Annotated in this window: 17 protein-coding genes and 2 pseudogenes; 12 read left to right on the top strand and 7 right to left on the bottom strand. The window is 70.3% G+C overall.

All coding sequences use genetic code 11. From position 1 onward, the window contains the following. Positions 1-521 precede the first annotated feature (521 nt). Positions 522-760, bottom strand: a pseudogene (locus GA0115254_RS47690) (murein biosynthesis integral membrane protein MurJ); the annotation flags it as partial. On the opposite strand from GA0115254_RS47690, the gene GA0115254_RS20420 reads away from it, so the two are divergent. The 6 genes and pseudogenes from GA0115254_RS20420 to GA0115254_RS20400 all read left to right on the top strand — a co-directional run bounded on the left by GA0115254_RS20420 (position 690) and on the right by GA0115254_RS20400 (position 5,563). Continuing rightward, positions 690-1,646: a GlxA family transcriptional regulator gene (locus GA0115254_RS20420; protein WP_093896719.1), complete on the top strand. Its 957-nt coding sequence runs from the start codon at positions 690-692 to the stop codon at positions 1,644-1,646. The pseudogene GA0115254_RS47690 and the gene GA0115254_RS20420 overlap by 71 nt on opposite strands. Before the next feature lie 101 nt (positions 1,647-1,747). Continuing rightward, positions 1,748-2,746 carry a type I glyceraldehyde-3-phosphate dehydrogenase gene (gene gap / locus GA0115254_RS20415; protein ID WP_093896718.1) on the top strand — a complete coding sequence of 333 codons (999 nt, stop codon included), beginning with the start codon at positions 1,748-1,750 and terminating at the stop codon, positions 2,744-2,746. 706 nt (positions 2,747-3,452) lie between these two features. Beyond that, the gene (locus GA0115254_RS46295) at positions 3,453-3,575 is read left to right on the top strand and encodes a hypothetical protein (protein ID WP_256102698.1); all 123 of its coding nucleotides are present in this window, start codon (positions 3,453-3,455) and stop codon (positions 3,573-3,575) included. Between the two features lie 187 nt (positions 3,576-3,762). Beyond that, positions 3,763-4,608, top strand: coding sequence for a phosphotransferase family protein (locus tag GA0115254_RS20410; RefSeq protein WP_370740908.1), 846 nt, complete (start codon positions 3,763-3,765; stop codon positions 4,606-4,608). 4 nt (positions 4,609-4,612) lie between these two features. Further along, positions 4,613-4,837 (top strand): annotated as a pseudogene (locus GA0115254_RS47685) (SpoIIE family protein phosphatase); the annotation flags it as partial. Between the two features lie 396 nt (positions 4,838-5,233). Then, positions 5,234-5,563, top strand: a complete 330-nt coding sequence (locus GA0115254_RS20400; RefSeq protein WP_093896753.1) for an antibiotic biosynthesis monooxygenase family protein — start codon at positions 5,234-5,236, stop codon at positions 5,561-5,563. Between the two features lie 107 nt (positions 5,564-5,670). Here GA0115254_RS20400 and GA0115254_RS20395 read toward each other — a convergent pair whose 3' ends face one another. Next, complete coding sequence (locus GA0115254_RS20395) at positions 5,671-6,297, bottom strand: prolyl oligopeptidase family protein (protein WP_141720875.1); 627 nt, start codon at positions 6,295-6,297, stop codon at positions 5,671-5,673. A gap of 56 nt (positions 6,298-6,353) precedes the next feature. Continuing rightward, positions 6,354-7,316 carry a helix-turn-helix domain-containing protein gene (locus GA0115254_RS20390; protein ID WP_176740210.1) on the bottom strand — a complete coding sequence of 321 codons (963 nt, stop codon included), beginning with the start codon at positions 7,314-7,316 and terminating at the stop codon, positions 6,354-6,356. A gap of 91 nt (positions 7,317-7,407) precedes the next feature. Between GA0115254_RS20390 and GA0115254_RS20385 the strand changes: the two genes are divergently transcribed. Continuing rightward, positions 7,408-11,637, top strand: a complete 4,230-nt coding sequence (locus GA0115254_RS20385) for a S8 family serine peptidase (protein WP_176740209.1) — start codon at positions 7,408-7,410, stop codon at positions 11,635-11,637. A gap of 72 nt (positions 11,638-11,709) precedes the next feature. Here the strand turns inward: GA0115254_RS20385 and GA0115254_RS20380 are convergent, their stop codons facing one another. After that, the gene (locus tag GA0115254_RS20380) at positions 11,710-11,961 is read right to left on the bottom strand and encodes a hypothetical protein (protein ID WP_176740208.1); all 252 of its coding nucleotides are present in this window, start codon (positions 11,959-11,961) and stop codon (positions 11,710-11,712) included. 84 nt (positions 11,962-12,045) lie between these two features. Between GA0115254_RS20380 and GA0115254_RS20375 the strand changes: the two genes are divergently transcribed. From GA0115254_RS20375 to GA0115254_RS20365, 3 genes are all read left to right on the top strand, one after another. Continuing rightward, a complete protein-coding gene (locus tag GA0115254_RS20375; protein WP_093896714.1) occupies positions 12,046-12,294 on the top strand; it encodes a hypothetical protein in 249 nt (82 codons plus the stop codon). Then, positions 12,282-12,725, top strand: coding sequence for a tail fiber domain-containing protein (locus GA0115254_RS20370; protein ID WP_093896713.1), 444 nt, complete (start codon positions 12,282-12,284; stop codon positions 12,723-12,725). The genes GA0115254_RS20375 and GA0115254_RS20370 overlap by 13 nt, the downstream gene beginning before the upstream one ends. A 467-nt stretch (positions 12,726-13,192) precedes the next feature. After that, positions 13,193-14,413, top strand: a complete 1,221-nt coding sequence (locus GA0115254_RS20365) for a cysteine desulfurase-like protein (protein WP_093896712.1) — start codon at positions 13,193-13,195, stop codon at positions 14,411-14,413. Between the two features lie 303 nt (positions 14,414-14,716). On the opposite strand, the gene GA0115254_RS46290 is transcribed toward GA0115254_RS20365, so the two are convergent. Further along, entirely contained in the window at positions 14,717-14,899 is a 183-nt protein-coding gene (locus tag GA0115254_RS46290) for a DUF6480 family protein (protein ID WP_093896711.1), read from the bottom strand. A gap of 299 nt (positions 14,900-15,198) precedes the next feature. Here GA0115254_RS46290 and GA0115254_RS20355 point away from each other — a divergent pair, with 299 nt between their 5' ends. Continuing rightward, positions 15,199-15,765, top strand: coding sequence for a GNAT family N-acetyltransferase (locus tag GA0115254_RS20355; RefSeq protein ID WP_093896710.1), 567 nt, complete (start codon positions 15,199-15,201; stop codon positions 15,763-15,765). Between the two features lie 745 nt (positions 15,766-16,510). Here the strand turns inward: GA0115254_RS20355 and GA0115254_RS44610 are convergent. After that, positions 16,511-16,660, bottom strand: a complete 150-nt coding sequence (locus tag GA0115254_RS44610) for a hypothetical protein (protein ID WP_176740207.1) — start codon at positions 16,658-16,660, stop codon at positions 16,511-16,513. Between the two features lie 17 nt (positions 16,661-16,677). Here GA0115254_RS44610 and GA0115254_RS20350 point away from each other — a divergent pair, with 17 nt between their 5' ends. After that, positions 16,678-18,981: an FUSC family protein gene (locus tag GA0115254_RS20350; RefSeq protein WP_093896709.1), complete on the top strand. Its 2,304-nt coding sequence runs from the start codon at positions 16,678-16,680 to the stop codon at positions 18,979-18,981. Positions 18,982-19,542: 561 nt separating this feature from the next. Here GA0115254_RS20350 and GA0115254_RS20340 read toward each other — a convergent pair. After that, on the bottom strand, positions 19,543-20,341 hold a 799-nt coding region (locus tag GA0115254_RS20340; protein WP_107451360.1), incomplete at its 5' end, for an MGDG synthase family glycosyltransferase.

Below are 20,341 nucleotides of genomic sequence, written 5' to 3'. Positions count from 1 at the left end.
CACGGGACAACGTCTGATCTTGTTCTCCAAACCCCGGCTGGTGTTGCCTCCGCCGTCGGTCCCAGGGCCGACGGCGGAGGCGCTCAAGTGCCTGCGTCGGTAGCGTGCTTCGTCATGGAGTTCGCCGAAGTGCCCCGCAGCGCCGGTGAAGTTCACCTTCAGCGCCTGGCCGTCGTCCCCGAGAAGCCGGTGCCGAGCCGCCCAGTCCGCGACCTCGATGCCCACGCTCCCCAAGCCACACCATCGTCGGCTCGATCCGCCCGCCCCTTCGACCAGCAGGCGGTGCCGATCCGTCAGGCCCAGGTGGGCCACCGGCACCCGCTGTCGGCTGCTCACCCGCCGTGCCACCGCGCGACCGGCCGGGTGGGGCAGCCGGGAGACGCTGGACGTCACGCTCGCTGGTAGAATCCGAGCTGATGGTGGAAGTCGGCGTCGACGTCGCCCGCGGCGCCACCGGCCGGTGGCGCCGTATTCGACCTTGGGTGCGTCCGATGCACGTGCCGAAGTTCGAAGCATCTGGTGCTGGTCGGCACCGTGTTGGCCGTTGTGCAGGTACTGGCCGGCAGACCCGTGCCCAGCGCGCGGCCTGCAGCACCTGCCCGATGAGTCCCGTGACCCGGGACACGACGATGCCCAGCGCCATCAGTAGGGATGAACGGGCCGGCCCCACACCCCCGTACTCTGTTCCCGTGCCCGCCTCCCGCCTGCATCGCGTCGCCGTCCTTGTGCTCGAGGGCGCGAAGCCGCTCGATGTCGGCATTCCTGCGCAGGTGTTCACGACCCGCGCGAGCATGCCGTACGAGGTGCGCGTATGCGGCGCCGCACCCGGTCTCGTGACCGGCGGCGACGGCCTGTCGTACTACGTCACTCATGGCCTCGACGCGCTTGCGTGGGCCGACATCGTCTTCATCCCCGGCTACCGGTTCCCGGACCGCGACGACCCGCCGCAGACCGTCGTTGACGCGCTGATCGCGGCCCACGATCGGGGCGCGCGGCTCGCCGCCATCTCGACGGGCGCCTTCGCGCTCGCCGCCACGGGGCTGCTCGACGGCAAGCGCGCCACGACGCACTGGCACTACACGCGCGCACTTACGGCGAGGCATCCGCTCGTCCAGGTCGACGAGAACGTTCTGTTCGTCGACGAGGGCAGCGTGCTGACGTCGGCCGGCGCCGCCTCGGGCATCGACCTGTGCCTGCACATTCTGCGCGGCGACCTCGGGGTGGCCGCGTCGAACCACGCGGCCCGGCGCCTGGTCGCGGCCCCCTACCGCAGCGGCGGTCAGGCGCAGTACGTGCCACGCAGCGTGCCCGAGCCGCTCGGCGAGCGGTTCGCCGCCACCCGCGAGTGGGCGTTGCACCGGCTGGGCGAGCCCCTGACCCTCGAGGTGCTCGCCAGGCACGCGGCGGTGTCGCCGCGCACGCTCTCGCGGCGCTTCGTCGAAGACACGGGGTACACGCCGATGCAGTGGGTCATGCGTGCCCGCATCGACGTGGCCCGTGAGCTGCTCGAGCGTTCGGAGCGGAGCGTCGAACAGATCGCCGCCGATGTCGGTCTCGGCACGGGTGCGAATCTGCGGCTCCACTTCCAGCGCATCCTCAGCACCACGCCGAGCGAGTATCGGCGCACCTTCGCGCAGGGCGAGTAGCCCGCCGTCGTGGCGCGATCCTTTCGAGCCCTGGCACTCACGCCGCTGTCACGGGCGGATGCCGCAAGCGAACCTGATGGCGAACCGAAGGGACACCACTCATGACTCGCATCGCCATCAACGGGTTCGGCCGCATCGGACGCAATATGCTGCGCTCGCTGCTCGAACGCGACAGCGACCTCGAGGTCGTCGCCGTCAACGACCTCGCGGAGCCCGCCACCCTCGCGCGGCTGCTCGCCTACGACACGACGGCCGGCCGGCTCGGTCGCCCGGTGACCGTCGACGGGGAAGCTCTTGTCGTGGACGGCCGTCGCATCACGGTGCTCGCTGAGCGCGAACCGGCGCAGCTGCCGTGGGCCGAGCTCGGCGTCGACATCGTGCTCGAGGCGACCGGCCGCTTCACGTCGGCCACGGCCGCCCGCGCCCACCTCGACGCAGGTGCGAAGAAGGTACTCGTCAGTGCGCCGTCGGACGGCGCCGATGTCACGCTCGCGTTCGGGGTCAACACCGACGCGTACGACCCGGCCGCGCACACGATCATCTCGAACGCCTCGTGCACGACCAACGCGCTTGCGCCGCTGGCCGCGGTCCTCGACGAACTCGCCGGCATCGAGCACGGCTTCATGACGACGGTGCACGCCTACACGCAGGAGCAGAACCTGCAGGACGGCCCGCACCGCGACGCCCGCCGCGCCCGCGCCGCCGCTGTCAACATCGTGCCGACCACGACGGGCGCTGCCAAGGCGATCGGCCTCGTGCTGCCGAACCTCGATGGCAAGCTGGCGGGCGACTCGATCCGCGTACCGGTTCCGGTGGGCTCGATCGTCGAACTCAACACGACCGTCACCCGCGACGTGACGCGCGACGACGTTCTGGCGGCGTACCGCGCCGCGGCGGAGGGGCCGCTCGCCGGCATCCTCGAGTACTCGGACGACCCGCTCGTGTCCTCCGACATCACGGGCAATCCCGCCTCGTCGATCTTCGACTCGGCCCTCACCCGCGTCGACGGCCGCCACGTCAAGGTGGTCGCCTGGTACGACAACGAGTGGGGCTTCTCGAACCGCGTGATCGACACGCTCGAGCTCCTCGCCACCCGCTGACCGGACGCCGGGGCGGCCCCGCCGTCTGCTCCCAGAACTGGCCGAAGGCAGCTCCATGAATACCGCAGCCTTCGACTACGTGACGGGTACCAGTTGCGCGCCCCGGCCTCTCCCCCGCCGACGCCCCCCGCTGGTCGTCGGCGAGTCTTCCTGCTGGGGCACAGCATGGGCGGCAAGGCGGCGCCGCGCGCAGCAGCCGCCGAACCGTCTCTTGCCGGCCTGGTGATCCTGGCCGGGGACGCTCAGCCGATGCATCACGCCGCCGTCCGGGTCACCCGCTGCCTGTCCACCGTGTACCCGGCCCTGACCTCGAAGCCGCCGTCGCCATTGCCGCCGACCAGGCCGCACGTGTCGACAGCCTGGAGTTGGCTCCATCGACACCGACCGAGGACCTGCCGTTCGGTTTCCCGGCACCGTACTGGCTGGACATGCCAGCCATGGAGACGGCACCAGGGCGCCGCTGGTTGCGTGTCCCTTGCGGTTCGCCGCGATGGTGCGGGCCGGCTGCGCGACGGGCTCGGGCAGCCGGCCTGGGAGCATCGCCATCAGCCGGATATTCCGCCGCAACCGCCGTCGACGCGTGGCATCTGCGGCTCTGCGGCCTTCGATCGGGGCGGAAGCGTCCCTCCCTCGGTCGAACAGGCCGCAGCGGGCTGACCCCGAAACCACTGGACTGCTGGTCAGGGGCACCTGTCAGGCTCAGCCCGTGGAAATACTCGATGTCCTGACCGACATGGCGAAGACGGGCCGACCGGGCCCGGTGTTCAGCGGAGCCGACTGGAGCGATGTGACCGCAACACTCGGCGAACCGTGGGCGTCGGAACGATGAGCCGGAACAGAAAATGGCCGGGTCTCTTCGCCTTCCGGGCTGCTACTCCCCCGTGATCGGCCTCGGGGTGATGGGTCGATTGATGTGGAGGTGCTCGACCTCAACGCCCATACCTGCGGCTCGGAGACCGACGGCAATCTCCTCAGCAACTGCGAGTGACCATTTAGGGGTTGAGGCGGCGGTGCCCATGCGGCTGCTGGGAAGATCGCGTCTCATGACTTCTGTTCCATGGAGTACTCACACTGTCGAGCTCCGGTCCGACAGCGTGATCAAGCGATTCCGGCGTGAGAGCCGTGAAGAGTCCAAGCGGGAGTGGCGTGCGCTGACGCTGCTCGCCGCGCATGCGCCGGGGTTGGCCCCGGTCCCTCGACGCGCGGACCTTGCGGCGAAGGAGCCGGTGGTGGTGATGTCGCGCCTGCCGGGTGAGCCGCTGCGGGGAGAGCCGCTCAGCGATCAGCAGCTCAAGGCTCTGGCCGCGGCAGCGAGCGAGCTATATGCGGCAGTGCCGGCGGATGTCCTGGCCGAGGTCCCCGCCCGGCCTGGCCGGCAGCATCACCTCATCGCCCAGATCCGCGCCTGGGCGCCACAGGCCCGACCACGAGTCAGCGGTGAGGTGGGCGAGGCCATGGACCGCGGCCTTGAATGGCTGGCCCGTTCACGCATGGAACGAGTCAGCAGGCCGGACGTCCCGATGGTTTTTGGCCCGGGGGACGGCAACCTCGCCAACTATCTGTGGGACGGCACTCGCGTGCGGGTCGTCGACTTCGAGGACTCCGGTCTCAGCGACCGGCCCTTCGAGCTGGCGGAGATCACGGAACACGTGGCCAGCTGGGTGGGCCCGCCCCTCGATGTCGAGGCATTCCCGGAGCTGTTCGACCTGAACGCCGCCGAACGCGCGCGGCTGCCGGAATGTCGCAGGCTGCTGGCGCTCGTGTGGTTGTTCCTCTTGTCCTTCGACGACCCTCGGCATCCTCGCAACCCGCCGGGAACGGCCGAGCGGCAAGCCGCCCGGCTGTCCAGGCTTCTCACCTGAGGTCATGCGCCGGGCAGCCTGCCGAGCCGGGACTGGTCACGAGGTCGCGCCGCAGCTGCTGCATGACGCCACCGTCATCACGCCGACCTTCGGCTCCGGCATTTCCCTCGGCCTCGCCGAACCCGCGACCGTCGGCTGGTTCGCCTTCCCACCCGGCGCGACACTGCTGCTGACCACCGATGGACTCACCGAGACCCGCGCCGCCGACGGCACGTACTGCCCCCGTCACCGAACGCCTCACCGAGCGCGCGTCGCTCTCCCTCATCGAGCTGCCGCACGCCTTCTACGACGACGCGCGCGTTCGCCGGAGAGGGCGGCCGGCACGACGACGTCGCGGTCCTGTCCGTCCGACGGTCACCGCACCGCTGAGCGCGACATGGCGCACGTATACGCAAGCGCCCGGCCACCCTCGGACGGCATGAAGGACGGGGAATGCATCGGCGCCCACACGCCGTCGGCCGCCGCCTCCGCCTCGTCCCACGGCCGCCACGGCGGCCCAGACGGCTCAGCCTGCTGCGGGGCCGGTCTCGGTCTGGGCGCCCTTGCGGGCCTCCAGCGCGACCGAGTCGGCCGGCAAGCAGGGTCCGAACATGACCTGCCGACCGCCATGCGGCAGGATGAAGCCATGAGCGTAGTCAAGATCAACGTACTGACCGTCCCCGCCGAGCAACGAGAGACACTGGAGAAGCGCTTCGCCTCCCGTGCCCATGCCGTGGAGAACTCCGACGGGTTCGAGTGGTTCGAACTCCTCCGCCCCGTCGAAGGCACCGACAACTACCTCGTCTACACGCGGTGGCGTGACGAGGAGTCCTTCCATGCCTGGATGGAGGGCCCCATGAAGGCTGCCCACCAGAGCGGTGGCGCGGAGAGCGGCGAGCGCCCCAAGCCGGCGGCGAGCGGGTCCACGCTGTGGTCCTTCGAGGTCGTGCAGCAAGCGGCGCCGACGAGCAAGTAGAGCAAGACGTCGCGCGAACAGCTTCAGCAGCGCCTTCGCATCACGGTCGGGATCGCGGTACCAGCGGATCCCGATGCGGGTGCTGACGTTGCGCAACGTCTCAAGGATCAGATGGTGGCGGGTCCAGGAGTGCCGGGCCAGAGCCGTTCACTCTTCCGGGTGTACAGCACGTCTGCGGTGCGGTCACCCGCCAGGAAGGCATCGAAGTCGAACGCCGGTAGGGAGCCCACCCGCTGTCCGAGCCAGTCGGACTTCAAGGTGACGATCGGATGCCGGAGATGGGTACAGGCACTGGAGTCGTCGGGAACGTCGACCTTGTCGAGCGTGGCGCCCGGGTTCAGGAGGTACATCTCGCTGCGGAAGAAGTCCAGCCACCGGGAGACGAAGTCCGGTTCGAAACCGGGTGTGGTGTGGTGTCGTGTCGTGTCGGCCCCAAGCCGCCACATCTCCTGTCTCGGCCTCGAAGACCAGGTCGGCTGCTTCCAGCGGGGTGCCGCGTCGCCACCCGCGACCGTACGGGGATGGCCGGCGTCGGTCAGTGAGCCCGGCCCGAAGTCCGTGCCGATGACGACGGTGCGGACGCCGATCCATCCGGTCTGCGTCTTCGCCTCCCCCACCCTGGACCCGCCATAGACGAAAGCCCGGTCGGCGAGGTCGAACCCGCGGACCGCAACGGCGTCACCACCGTCGCGCGACAGACACACCAGTGCCCGGTAGTAATCGGGATGGCGCACCCGCGCACCCGCCCACACCCACTTACTGACGCCCCATCCGCTGCCGTCGTGCTGTCTCACAACCAGCCGCGACGAGCTGCGATCACTCCGGCCTGGAAGCGGTTGGCGGCGCCGAGTAGGTCGTGCAGGCGGCTGATGCGGCGGCGCATGGTGCGGACGGACCAGCCGAGTTGGCGGGCTATCGCCTCGTCCTTGAGGCCGCTGACCAGGAGGGTGAGGACGAGTCGGTCCTCCTCGCCGAGGGGGTCCTCGGCGGGAGCGTTGAGGGGCAGGGCCTGCTTCCAGCACATTTCCCAGTAGCCGGTGAGGGCATCGAGCAGGGTGGACGGGCGGATCACCGCGGCGCGGACGTCGTTGAGGTCGAGGGAGAGCGGCATCAGGGCGAGCTTGCGGTCGGCGATGGCGAGTTTGATGCCCAGGCCGGGCAGGACGCGGGCCTGTTCGCCGTGCCGGACCAGCTCGCGGATGTCGTCGAGGACGCCCGGCCATTCCAGGGCCTCGGGGGCGTAGACCGCGCGGTACCGTACGCCGCGGCCGAGCGCCGTCGCCTCCACCGGGTTGGAGGTGGTCAGGGCGTACGGCGGCCGGTCCAGGGTCATCACGTCCTCGTGGGCCTCCTGCTGAAGGCGGACGAACCAGCGGCCGAGCGCCTCGCTGCCGGTGGTGATCTCCACCTCGTCCTCATAGGTCGCGCCGGTGCGCGCGGCGGCGAACAGCCGGGACAGCTCGTCGGCCGCCGAACGGACCCGCTCCAGCTCATTGCTTCTGGCCCGCACCAGCGCCTCGACGGCGGCACCAGGCTCGATCGCGGCGTACCGGCGGCGGGAGCCGGCGAGCCGGCCGACCAGCCCGTGGTCGCGGAGCCGGTCCAGCGCCCTGGCGACGCGCTCGGCCGAACAGTCGAGATCCGAGGTGAGTTCGGCAGGCGCCGCCGTCCGCCGGGTCAGGACGGCGCGGTAGACGCTCTCGTCGAACGGATCGATGCCTGCCGCCGTGAGTTGTGGTGTCTCGGGAGTCATGGACGGATGGTGGCCCAATTGTGCCAGCGGCAGCAATGGGCCACGTAGATCAGTTGTGCGGCAAGTGCCCTCACCACTAGGACCTTTACGCATGGCAATGAAGTCACGAAGATCGCGTCATGCCGCCCTCGCCGCCGTTGTTCTGGCCGGCACGTTGGCGGCGACACCAGGTGCCGCCGGCGCGTCCACGCCCGACCCGTCGCAACGAGTGCTCGTCGAACTGTCCGGGAACCCAGCGGTCACCGCCGCGCCCGGTGGATCGCTGCTGTCCGCCGAGGCCGCCCGCGGCGTCGGCGCCGCCCGCCGCGCCCTCGACGCGCGGCAGGAAACGTTCCTCGGCTCGGCAAGGAGCGCCGGGCTGCACCCTTCGGCGACCCGCAAACTGGGTCTGCTCATCGATGCCGTGGCAATGACGGTGCCCGCGTCCGAGGTGGGGCGGCTGTCGTCGCTGCCGGGCGTCAGCGCCGTCCGCCCCGACACCCGGGTGCTGACGAAGACGGACGTGAGCGTGCCGCTGATCGGCGCACCCAACGTCTGGCAGCGCAAGGACCCGGCCGGAAGTCGCGTCACAGGCAAGGGAACCACCGTCGCGATCCTGGACAGCGGTGTGGATTACACCCATCCCGACCTGGGCCGCGGACTCGGCAAGGGGCACAAGGTCGTCGGCGGGCACGACTTCGTCAACGGTGACGCGGATCCGATGGACGACAACGGCCACGGCACCCATGTCGCCGGCATCATCGCGGGCAAGGCGGCTGAGAAGGGCGGCGTCACCGGCGTGGCGCCCGGCGCGAATCTGCTGGCCTACAAGGTGATGGACGCCGACGGCTCCGGATACACGTCGGACATCATCGCCGGAATCGAGGCGGCCTCCGACCCGGCCAACCCGCACCGCGCCGATGTCATCAACATGAGCCTCGGTGGCCCGGGCGACGGAACCGATCCGCTGGGCCGCGCCGCGACCGCGGCCGTGCGAGCCGGTGTCGTCGTGGTGGCCGCGGCCGGCAACGACGGGCCGGGCGCGGGTACGGTCAGCAGTCCCGGCACGGCCGACGGTGTGCTCTCGGTCGGCGCGTCGACGAGCAATCTACGGCTGCCCAGTGCCTATCTGGCCGGCAAGAAACCCGAGTTGATCCAGAGCTACCGCGGCATCCTGTCCGCGAACCCGCCGGAGCACCCCGTCACGGCGCCGCTCGTCGATGTCGGCGAGGGAACCCCCGAGGACTGGAAGCGGGTCGGCGACGTACGCGGAAAGATCGTACGGGCGCAGATGCTCGTCGCCTCCAGCGCCCAGTACCTGACGGCGAGCGCCGTGGAGTGGGCGCGCGAGGCGGAGAAGCGTGGTGCGATCGCCGTGCTGGCCGGCCTGCCCTCCAACGACGGCCCGGTGTTCGTCGCCGGTGCGCCGGGCGGGGTGCGGCCGCCGGAGGTGAACCCTGAGCCGGGAGTGACCGAAGTGCCGTCGTCGCCCGCGCGGATCGACGCCTCCGGCGACTCGCTGCGCATGGACCACCTGGTGGTCATGGGCATCGACTCGACCCAGTACACGGAGTTGAGCGCCCGACTCGCCGCCGGGAAGGTCTCGGTGACGCTGCGCGGCACCGACACCACCGACCGGATCGCCTCGTTCTCCTCACGCGGTCCCGCACAGAGCTTCGGTTTGAAGCCCGATCTGGTCGCACCGGGCGTGGAGATCCGCTCCACCGTGCCCAAGTCGCTGTACGGGCCAGGCCAGTACCGCATGTCGGGTACGTCGATGGCGGCCCCGCACGTCGCCGGCGCGGCGGCCCTGCTGCGCCAGCTGCATCCCGGCCGGGCGCCTGCCGAGATCAAGGCCGCGTTGGTCGGCACCGCGAAGCCGCTGAGCGGCAGCGGGCCCACGACGCAGGGCTCGGGCCGGCTCGATGTGGCCGCGGCCGCCTCGGCCGCTATCAGCGCCTCGCCGGCGTCGGTGTCGTTCGGACTCGCCGATCTGTCCCGGCGTCAGGTCGGCGGCATCGCGAAGGTGACGCTGCGGAACTCCGGCAAGCGGCCGATCGCGACCTCGCTGCGGGCCGACGGCCCGGCCACGGTCTCGGCGAAGCGGGTCACCGTACCGGCCGGGGGGACCGCGACCGTCACGGTCTCGCTGCGCGTCGCCCGACCGGCGGCCGACACCGAGATCAGCGGCCGTCTCACGGCGACTCCCGACCGGGGACCGGCGATCAGGGTGCCCTATCTGCTCGCCGTCCGGTATCTGGCGGTCCAGGCCGCACCCGACCCGAGCGACGGTCACTCGACTGTGCACATCGCCCCGCCGACCCGGCTGGCCGCACCGCCGGTCGTCACCGTCACCCCGCCGCGCGGCAAGTCCGTCGACGTCACTTCCACGCTCGATCCCGCCAGCGGCTACTACCGGGCCGAGGTGACCGGCAGCGTGGCCGGCGCCTACCGGGTCTCGGTACGCGGCACCGCCGGCACCGGGCAGCGGCTCACCGGCGCCGGCGCCTTCGAGGTCACTCCGGTCGACAGTCGCGGGGACCGCTGGGAGCCGGTCGGCCCCAACAGCGAGGCCGGTTCGGTCGCCGTCTCGCCGAGTCGGCCGAAGCAGGCCGTCCTCACCCAGTACCAGAAGGCGGCTCCCTGGCTGACCACCGACAACGGTGCCTCCTGGCGCCAGTTGGGCCGACTGCCGGTCGCGGACGGCACGGGTCCGCTCGTGGTGGACACGAAGAATCCCGACCGCTGGTGGTACGCCGTGAACAGCGTTCACGACGGCAGCCGTCGCGGCGCCATCCTGCGCACCGAAGACAACGGGCGGACCTGGCGCACGCTCGACGTCCCGGACACCCGCATCGTGGCGCTCGCCGCCGATGAACGGACCCGCACCCTGGTCGCGGTCACGTCGGACGCGCTGCTGGTCAGCACGGACGCGGGCGACCACTGGATGACATATCCGACCGGCGTCACCGGCGGCATCACCGCCGCCGCCGTCACCGGTGACACCCTCTATATGACGACGTATCACGGCGTCTGGGCCCGCTCCGGCATCGGCTCGGGCAACCCCGGCGAGGCACGCCTGCTCTTCGCCCCGTCCGGCGGGGGCGTCGGCGGGCTGGCCGCCGACGCCTCGGTCGTGGCGGTGTATGTCCCGGGCCGGGGAGTTGTCGGTTCCCGTGACGGCGGGGAGACCTGGACCACCCTGCTGTCCATGACGGAGGGCGGCCTCCGCCTGACCATCTCGGGTGACGACCTGTACCTGAGCACGCTGTCCGGCAGCGGCCGTCTCAGCCGCGACCACGGTCGGACGTGGACCACGGCCGCCGCGCCGTCGCGCGCAGCGGTACCGGTGGACTACGACCGTTGGGCCGACGGTTCCGTCACCGTCTCCAGCGAGCAGGACGGTCTCTATCGGGGTGCCGCGGACGGCACCGGATATCGGCGGATCGGTGTCCAGGGGCTGACCGTCAACGATCTCGCTGTCAGTGAAGGCCATCTGCTCGCCGCCACCGACAGCTCGGTCTACCGCACCGCCCTTCCCGTCGCGAGCCCGGAATGGGGTCAGTCGGGCGGCGAGGGCATGAGGGGCGTGACTGTTCCGCAGCTTGCCGTGTCGGCCAAGGATCCGAAGGTGGTCTGGAAGGTGCGGCGTACCGCGTTCGGCTCATTCACCGTCGAGCGCAGCGGAGACGGCGGTGCCACCTGGGAGGAGAGGGGCAGTTCATCGGAGGTGCCGACGGCGCTCCTGGTCCACCCCGCGGACCCGAACCGGATCATGGTCAGTTTCCGAAGCCTTCTGGGCCAAGGGCTGTTCGCCACCAGTGACGGCGGCGCGACGTGGAAGAACCTCTACCACGAGCGCTCCTTCGACACCATCGCGGGCGACCCCGCAAATCCGCTGCGTCTGTGGCTCGGCAACACCGCCGGTCTCTACCGGTCCGACGACGGCGGGGTCACCGTCACCAAGGTCGCCGACGGCCCGGTGACCGCGATCGACCTCGGCGGACGGCGCATGGTCATCGGCGGTGAGCGTGTCCGCGTCAGCACCGACGGCGGCCGGACCTTCCGCACCGCGGACACCGGCGCTCTGGCGATCCATGTCTCCGACCTGCTCCGGGTCAAGGACACGCTCTACGCGGCCACCACCAGGTCCGGGGCCAGCGGCCTCCTGCAAGGCGGCCGCGGCGTACTGCGCAGCACCGACCACGGTCTGACCTGGCACAACATCTCCACCGGCCTTCAGAACACCGACACCACCAAACTGGCCGCGAGCCCCGACGGCCGCACGCTCTACGTCGGCACCGTCGACGGCGGCGTGCACCGTCTCAACCTGCGCCACTGATCACTACGGACCGGGCGCCCGGACGGAACCTCTGTCCGGGCGCCCGGTCCACGCGTTGACGCGACCGGTGGATCAGCGCAACGACCACAACGGCCGGGTCGCCCGGCGCGGGCGCTTCAGCGGCGGTTTCCGGTGCGGCTTCCAGCCCGGGTGGGGTACTGCGGCCGGCAAGGCCTTGGTGCAGTCCGTTCCCGGCGCGCGCAGGAGCTGCGCTGTCAGGCCGCGTTCCACCACCCGGCCGTCGGACATCGTGATCGCGTCGTCGCTGATCTGATGGACGACGGCCAGGTCGTGGGAGATGAAGACACACCTGGGTCCGGTCAACGTCTGGTCGTGCAGCTCGTGACCGACGGGGGGCGGTGTCGTTACCTGCTTGATCCGATCCCTGACCAACTCGGAGCGTGCTTCATGTCTCTCACCGCAGCTACCCGACTTGCCGCCGTGTCCTCTGCTGCGATCGCCGCCGTGTCGGTGTGCCTGGGCGCAGCCTCGGCTGCCGAGGCCGCCGAGCCCGCGCAGGTGCGGGCGGTGGAGCAGAGCACTGCCCCCGTCGGCGACGACCCCGAGGCCTCCTCTCAGTTCGTCCCGCTGGGCAGTCTGCTGTTCTCCGACCGGGCCGTAAAGACCAGCGTGAGCCCGGTGCGATGGGATCGCTGACCGAACGCCTCCACCGCGCCCGGACCGCCGGCATTCGGGCCTACCGGGCGCGCCTGCACCCCGACACACCCACTCCCGCCGGAATGACGTCCACGGCCTCCGGCGAAACGGTCGCCGAGGCGGGTGACGGCGTGAACGGGTTCGATGTCCTTGCCCGAGTGGTCCGTCTGCCGGTGAGCACATGGCGATACCGGTGGGAGAACGACGAAGTGCGTCACCTGGGGCCGATGGCACAGGACTGGCAGACCCACCTCGGCCTGGGGGCCGACGACAAGACGATCTGCTGCACCGATGCCAACGGCGTGGCGATCGTGGCGATTCAGGCACTTCACCGGCAACTCACCGATCTTCAGGCTGAGGTCAGCGAACTCCGGGCGCAGAAGCTCGAACCGACAGCGCACGCACCTGGTGCGGAGACCACACGGATCTGACCTTCCCAACCGCTGCACCTGGCTGTGACCAGGTGCAGCGGTTGCGGATGGGACGACGCGGGTACGCCCTGCGGCCGCGTCGACGCTGCGTCTGCTGATCGCGAGACGCAAGCCGCTGCGCTCCACGTATGCCGCTGGTTTTGAGCCGGGCGCACCGTACGGCGCTCGGGAGCTTCCCGGGGAAGCTTCCCGGCACAGTGGGAAGCACACACCATCGCGCCGGTCTGCTCGACATGCCCCGGCCCGACACCACCTCGCCCGGCCGAACCGGACTGAGCTGACGCCACCCGGCCCGGCCATGACTCCACTCAGGCGACCCGACCCGCCCCGACCCGCTGTGCCCGGCAACGGCGCGGCCTCGGCGGCGGTGAGCCCGTCGTACCCGCGTACGGCAGCCCCGCGCTCGGCAGGACTCCCGGTTTCCGTACTGTGGCGCCCACGTCGTCCTCTCGCCTCCAGGAGTACGCATGACCTTCGACGTCAGCGCCGTCCGTGCCCGGATCCCCGCCCTCAAGGCCGGCTCCGCCCGCTTTGACGCCCCCGGCGGCACCCAGACACCGCAACCGGTGATCGACGCCATCGCGGACGCGCTGGCCAACCCGCTGGCCAACCGGGGGGTCACCACCGAGGGCGAGCGCAACGCGGAGGCGGTCGTGACCCGCGCCCGCCGAGCGCTGGCCGACCTGCTGGGCGCCGATCCGCGTGGCATCGTGTTCGGCCGCAGCTCCACCCAGCTCGCCTTCGACCTGTCCCGCACCGTGGCGAAGAGCTGGGGCCCGGGCGACGAGGTGGTCGTCAGTCGCCTCGACCACGACTCCAACATCCGGCCCTGGATCCACGCGGCCGAGGCCGTGGGCGCCACGGTCCGATGGGCGGAGTTCGACCCGGCCACGGGTGAGCTGACCATTGATGACATCGCCGCCGTGCTCTCCGCGCACACCCGTCTGGTCGCCGTCACCGCGGCGTCCAACCTCATCGGTACCCGCCCCGACATTCCCGCCTTCGCCGACCTGGTGCACCGGGCAGGAGCCCTGTTGCATGTCGACGCGGTGCACTACGCCTCGCACGCCGCCGTCGACCTGCCCGGCCTCGGCGCCGACTTCCTGGTCTGTTCGCCGTACAAATTCCTCGGCCCGCATCTGGGCGTGCTGGCGAGCCGTCCGGAGTTGCTGGAGACGCTGCGGCCGGACAAGTTGCGACCCTCCACCGATGCCGTTCCCGAGCGCTTCGAACTGGGCACTCTGCCGTACGAACTCCTGGCCGGGGCCGGCGCGGCAGTGGACTTCCTCGCCTCACTGGCCCCCGGGGCCGACGGCACCCGGCGGGAACGGTTGCTCGCCGCCTTCATGGCGATCGAGACGCATGAGGACGCCCTGCGAGCCCGTATCGAACAGGGACTCGCCGGTCTCGGGGGCATCACTGTGCATTCCCGGGCCGCACACCGCACCCCCACCCTGCTGCTGACCTTGGCCGGCCGCAGCACCGCCGCCGCATCGCGATACTTGGCGGAGCGGGGCGTCGACGCCCCGGCCGGGTCCTTCTACGCACTGGAGGCGTCCCGCCGGCTCGGACTCGGCGACGAAGGCGGACTGCGGATCGGCCTGGCCCCCTACAACAACGACGAGGACGTCGACCGCCTGCTGGAGGCCCTCGCCGGCTTCCTCGGCACCGCACCCGCCGTCGGCTGACCCGGCCCACGCCCCTGGACACCGGGCCCGCTTCGTATCCGGCCGGTGCGGCCCGTCAGGACCCCGCACCGGCCCCGCCCGCGAACTGCTGCCGGGACCGGCTCTCTGCGTACGTTCAGTCTGCGTACGTTCAGACCGGCAGGATTCCGGTGCACGATACAGGCGTTTGACTCTCGTCCGGATATTCCTGATGAAACAAGCCGCCTCACGCCCCTGGGCCGCAGCCCGGCCCCACCTGGAACCACCGACCCGTCCTCGGGGAGTCCAGGTGATGCCCAGGTCACAGGCCGTCGCTGGGGATGGTCATCCGTAGCCGAAGATCCGCGCGATGAAGAATGCGGCAAAGATGACCGATCCCAGCAAAACGAGTCCTGCCCATAGGGCGGGGTGTTCCCAAATGCCTCCGTCCGCGCGTTCCTGGTGGGCTTCACTGATGGAGCCCTCGGCAGGTGGTGTCTCCCCTGGGGGATTCAGTGTTATAGCCACACATCAATTCTCTCTCGGCCGCATCCGGTTCGCATTGCGCACAGAACTGTGGATCAGGGCGTCGGTAGCCGCGCGGCGGCCCTGGCTGTGGTCTTCAAGCTCGTCGAGTCCGCCCAGCAACCGGTGCCGGGCCGTGAACGCACCCCACCTCGTCGCCCTCGTCGGCGCCTGAGCCCGCTTCGAACGCGGGCACCTCGCCAAACGCCCCGAAACCCTCGCTGCGTGAACCGGCCCCCCCCCCACCGGCCTGCCCGGAATATTCGATGGCGGGTGCAGTTGCCGGTGGTGATGATCACGGCATGCATGTCTTCCTGGAAACCGAACAGCTTGTGCTGCGCCCGTTCGCCGACACCGACGCCGACGCCGACCGCCTGTTCGCACTGGACAACGACCCCGACGTCATGCGCTTCATCAACGGCGGCCGGCCGACAAGCCGCCGAACGATCCAGGCGCAGACCCTGCCGCGGCTCCTCCACGACTATCCGTGCTTCGGTACCCGTGGCTACTGGGCCGCTGATGAGAAGGACACCGGGACCTTCCTGGGCTGGTTCGAGTTCCGCCCCCTTGACGACCACAGCCCGCTCGTGGTCGAACTCGGCTACCGGCTGAACAAGGCCGCCTGGGGCAAGGGGCATGCCACGGAGGGATCGCGGGCCCTGATCGGCAAAGGGTTCACAGACCTCGGAGTGGAACGGGTCACCGCGAACACGATGGCAGTGAACACGCGATCCCGGCGTGTGATGGAGAAGGCGGGCCTGTCGTTCCTCCGGAACTTCACCGGGGACTGGCCGGAGGCAATCGCAGGTTCCGAGCATGGCGAGGTCGAATACGCCCTTGTCCGGGCCAACTGGGAGCAGCGTCGATAGCCGTCAGCCGCGCAGCTGGAGCATGCGGTCGCCTGCCACTTCGGCGCGGCACGCTCTGCCAGGTGGGCGTTGTACCGGCCGACGATCGGGCCGACCGGCTCGCCCGCCGCCATCGCCTTTTGGAGCGCGGCGATCTCCCGCTCGTCGTCCGCCGTGCGCAGCCGGCCGCCGGGGCCGGGCGCGTCGGTGGTGGCGACGTTGAAACCGCGGCTGGTCACAAGGCGCTGTGCACGGCCCACCAGTTCCGGTGCCTTCTTGTGCGTGCCGCCACCGTGGCCCATCAGCACCAGAGGCGAGCGATCGGAGCCGGATGCGGACGACCGGAGCACGCCAGGGACCTCCCCAAACGGGTCCCGCAGCCGCTGCTCGGTGACCTCCTCCCCCGCCACCGGACCAACTACGGCCGGTCCGCGGCCCATCCGTCGCCTGGCAGGACACCGGCTTCCTCTTGGGCGTCCGGCGGCGGCGTGCGGAGCGGACGGCAGCCGTCACCGACAACCGCCCGACGCACGTGGTACCGGTACATCTGCCCGGCGCTGATCTTGGCGACATCCATCGTGGAGACCACGCCACACGGCTCTGATCTGCAAGGGAAGGCCGATCAGTACTGCCTCCCGCCTGGCGGGAGCAGCGGGTGAACTTTCTTCCCGGATGCCCGTCACACGGGAGGCGGATCGGTTCGGCGGGCATATGTCATCGATCTCCGGTCCAGCTCCTCACACAGCCGCCCACCCCCGAACCGAGCTCAGTCGGTCACGCGGTCCTCAATCAGCGCGAGGACGTCCGTGGTTGGCCGGACGTCGCCGACGGACCGGTAGATCGTGTGCAGGGTGGCGTTTGTCCCGCGGGACGGCGGGGTCAGGGCAGGGCAGGGCAGGGCGTCGACACGTGCCATGCTGGAACTTCCGGTTTATGGCGGCGAGCGGGGAAAGCGGCAGGGTGAAGACAGTGACACGGGCCGGCCGGACAAGGATCTGGGACCGGTTCTCGGCCTCCGACCCCGGACTGTTGCGGCTGATGGCCGGCCTGCGGACAGTCGGCGCCATCGCACTCACGCTCGCGGTCCTGGCGCTGCTCAAGGCCGATGTGAGCCATATGGTGGCCGGTGCCATCGCGGCCATGGTCGCGACCTTCGCCATCAAGGAGAAGCAGCGGCGCGAACAGGCCATCACGCTCGCGCTCGGCCTGCCCGTGGCGCTCGTGGCGATGTCGCTGGGAGCGCTGTTGAGCACCGAGGTCGTCGCGGGCGACCTCTTCTTCCTCGCCTTGATCTTCGCCGCGGTCTACAGCCGCCGGTTCGGTGATCGCGGTACGGCCCTGGGACTCATCGGGTTTCAGATCTACTTCGTGTCCCTGTTCGTCAGGGCCGCGGTCTCCTCGCTGCCGGGGCTGTGCGGAACACTGGTCGTCGCGTTCATCTGCAGCGCGGTCGTACGGTTCGGCCTGGTTGTTGAGACTCCCGAACGCATTCTGCTGCGACTGCGCGAGGCCTTCCGCGCCCGACTCGCTCAATTGGTGTCCGCCCAGATCGAGTTGCTCGACGCCGGGCCGGACCACGTCGAGAAGGCGCTGGAGGACGTACGCCGGCACACCGCGCGCCTCCACCAGAGCGCGATGATGATCCAGGGGCGGCTGGAGGAGGGCACCAGCGACAGCGCCACCGCCTTGCTCGTTCAGCGCCGTGTCGCCGACGCCGAGATCGCCGCAGAGCGGCTCGGCGTACTCATCCTCACCGCGCGCAGCTCCGAACGCGCCGATACGCTCACGCTTCATCTGCCGCACGCGCCCGTGCCGACGCCCGGCAACCAGCTGCGGAAACAGGGCGACATCACCGCGACGCTGCGACGTGATCTCAACGCGTTGCGCCTGCTCGTCGCCCGCCCGGCCTCGAACAATCGCGGCGCCGCGGTGGCCCACCTGCGCAACCGGCTGCTCGGCTATCGGGACGAGGAGCATCTGCCGCGCGCCTCGGCCCCCGTCCAGGACGTCTTCCGCGGCATCGGGGAGGCAGCGCGCGCGGTCATGGGCCTGCGGCTGGCCCTCGACGGGCCCCAGGACGAGTCCGACGACACACCTGCGACCACGCGTTCCCGCGAGGAACTGGACGCCGAGGACGTCGCCATCGCGCACGCCGAGGAGACCGAGCCGGTCAAGGATGTCCGCAAGGGACTGGAGCGTCCCACGACCCGTGCCGCGGTCCAGGTGTCGGTGGGTTCGGCGCTGGCCATCGTGGGCGGGGAGTTCCTCTCCAGTCAGCGCTGGTACTGGGCGGTGCTGACCTGCTGGGTCGTCTTCCTGAACACGGCGTCCACCGGGGAGATCCTGGTCAAGAGCTACCGTCGGCTGCTGGGCACGGTTCTCGGCGTCGTCGCCGGTGTCGGCCTGGCGGGCCTGGTCGGCCACCACACCTGGACGGCATTCGCACTCGTGCTGCTGTTCATCTTCGCCATGTTCTTCACCGCGCCGCTGTCGTACGCCCTGATGTCCTTCTTCGTCACGGCGGCACTGGGACTGCTGTACACCCTGCTCAACACCTACAGCTCCACGGTGCTCGTCCTGCGCATCGAGGAGACCGCGCTCGGCGCCGCCTGCGGTGTGATCGCGGCCGCCGTGGTCCTGCCGGTGCACACCGATCGCCGTACCGACGAACTCCTCGGCACGGTACTGACCCGGCTCGGTGACGTCACCGATGCCGCAGTGGAGCAGCTGAGCGGCGGGCCCGCGCTCGATCTGCTGGACATGGCCCGGGATCTCGATACGGCACTGGACGATCTGCGGTCCTCCACACAGCCGTTGACCCACCCGATCACCCCGCTGCGGACCCGCCGCCAGACCGCTCGCTATGTCGTGGCGCTGCTGGAGACGTGCGCCTACCACGCGCGTTCTCTGGCGGCGACGGCCGAACTCCTGCCGCACAGCAAGAGCGTCGCCGCGGACCCCCTCCTGAAGGGAGCAGGCCGGCGCATCGCCCACAACATCGACGTCCTCGTCGCGCGTGTCGAGGGCGACGACAGCGACGGCGTGGTGGAGACCGGCGCGAGCCTGGCCTCCATGCTGGAGACGGACAAGCCCGGCTCCCCCCGGCACGACCGCGTCACGGACCGTGTCCTGCGGCATCTGCAACGCCTGGACGAAGGGGTGATCGGCCTGGCCCGCCCGCTCGGGATGTCTGTCGCGACACCCGACCGGGCGTCGTCTCGGGGCGGAGGCGCGTAGCCGGGACCGGCGTCGCGGCGTTCAGCCCACATTCCACGGAAACCGGTGGGTGGATCCCGAAGTACGGGAGCGACTGGACCTGTCGGACCCCTTCACCACATGTCGCCGGTCAGAGGGGACCCCACCACGGCAAGGGCGCATCGCGACGCGGCCGGAATGCGGGTCAGGGAGGAGACCTTGACCGCACTCGAGGAGGCGGCCTCGCAGGAGAGGGAGCGTCCGAGGAACACACTGGGCGGGACGGCGAAGCGACCCGGTCCGGGCCGAGCGGGCGACGCATCCGCCTGAGGCGGCAGGTCCGGCTGAAGGCCGCCGAACAAGGCGATGGGCCTGGCGAACCTGCCCTCCAGGTCCTGACAGGTCAACACCGGATGGATGCTCGCCTGCAACCTCGCGGCCGATCTCGACGCCTGGTTCAGTCTCCTGACTCTGCACGATCGCCAAGACCTGGCCGACGCCGAACCGGGCTTCGCACACGTGGTACGGCACCTGACACCGGACCGGAAACCTACGAGCCCCTGCCACGAACGAGGGGCGGGCCATTGTTTCCCGACGGGCCGTTCAGCCCGGTCGGACCAGAGCTTCGAGAGGAAGCACGCCCGCGCCGGAGAACAGGCTGCGGGCTGTGGTGATGCGCCGCTCGCGCGCCGGGCCCGAAGCGGTCAGGTTGTCCAGGGCCCGGATCAGCGCCCAAGGGTCCGGTGCGTAGTCGGTGAGACCGTGCTCGGCCATTCGTCGGGCGCCCTCTCTGCCATGCCCCGGAATGGGCCGATAGCTGACCACCGGCAATCCGACGGCCATCGCTTCGAGCGCTGTTTGGCCTGCCGCGTTGTCGATGAGCGCGCGGGCGGCCGTCATGAGTCCTGGCATGTCGTCGACCCAGCCCCTGGCATCGGCATGGGCGATGCGTGCCAGGTCCCTGCGCAGGCGGGTGTTCGTGCCGCAGAGCACGACTGGTCTGTAGCCCGCTGAAGCCACCAGCCGCGTGGTCTGTGCCAGGTGGGCGCCTGCCCCCCAGGCCCCCGTAGAGATCAGCACCGGCGGACGGTCCGGCGAGTCGAGCCGCCGCCAGTCCGCCGCCGTGGGCGCCGGGGCGTGGAACCGGGGTGCCACCAGAGCGCCGGAGGTGACAGCCGGGCGCCGTACCGCTCGCCGGACCTGGTGCGCGAGATCGGGTGTGAGACACAGATGGAGGTCGTTGCCCGGATGCAGCCATTGACGATGAACAGCGAAATCGGTGATGACAACAGCGCTCGGGGCCGCGAGTGCGCCGCGCGAGCGGAGCCCGCCGGTGAGCTGGGCGGCGAGATGGAAGACGGGTACGACCACGTCTGGTCGTTTTTGTGCGACGAGCTTCAGC

Origin of the sequence: Streptomyces sp. Ncost-T10-10d (assembly GCF_900091955.1) — a bacterium.
In the GTDB taxonomy this organism is placed as follows: Bacteria; Actinomycetota; Actinomycetes; order Streptomycetales; family Streptomycetaceae; genus Streptomyces.
The sequence above is the reverse complement of the archived record's forward strand: the minus strand, read 5'-3'. Positions and strand labels throughout refer to the sequence as shown.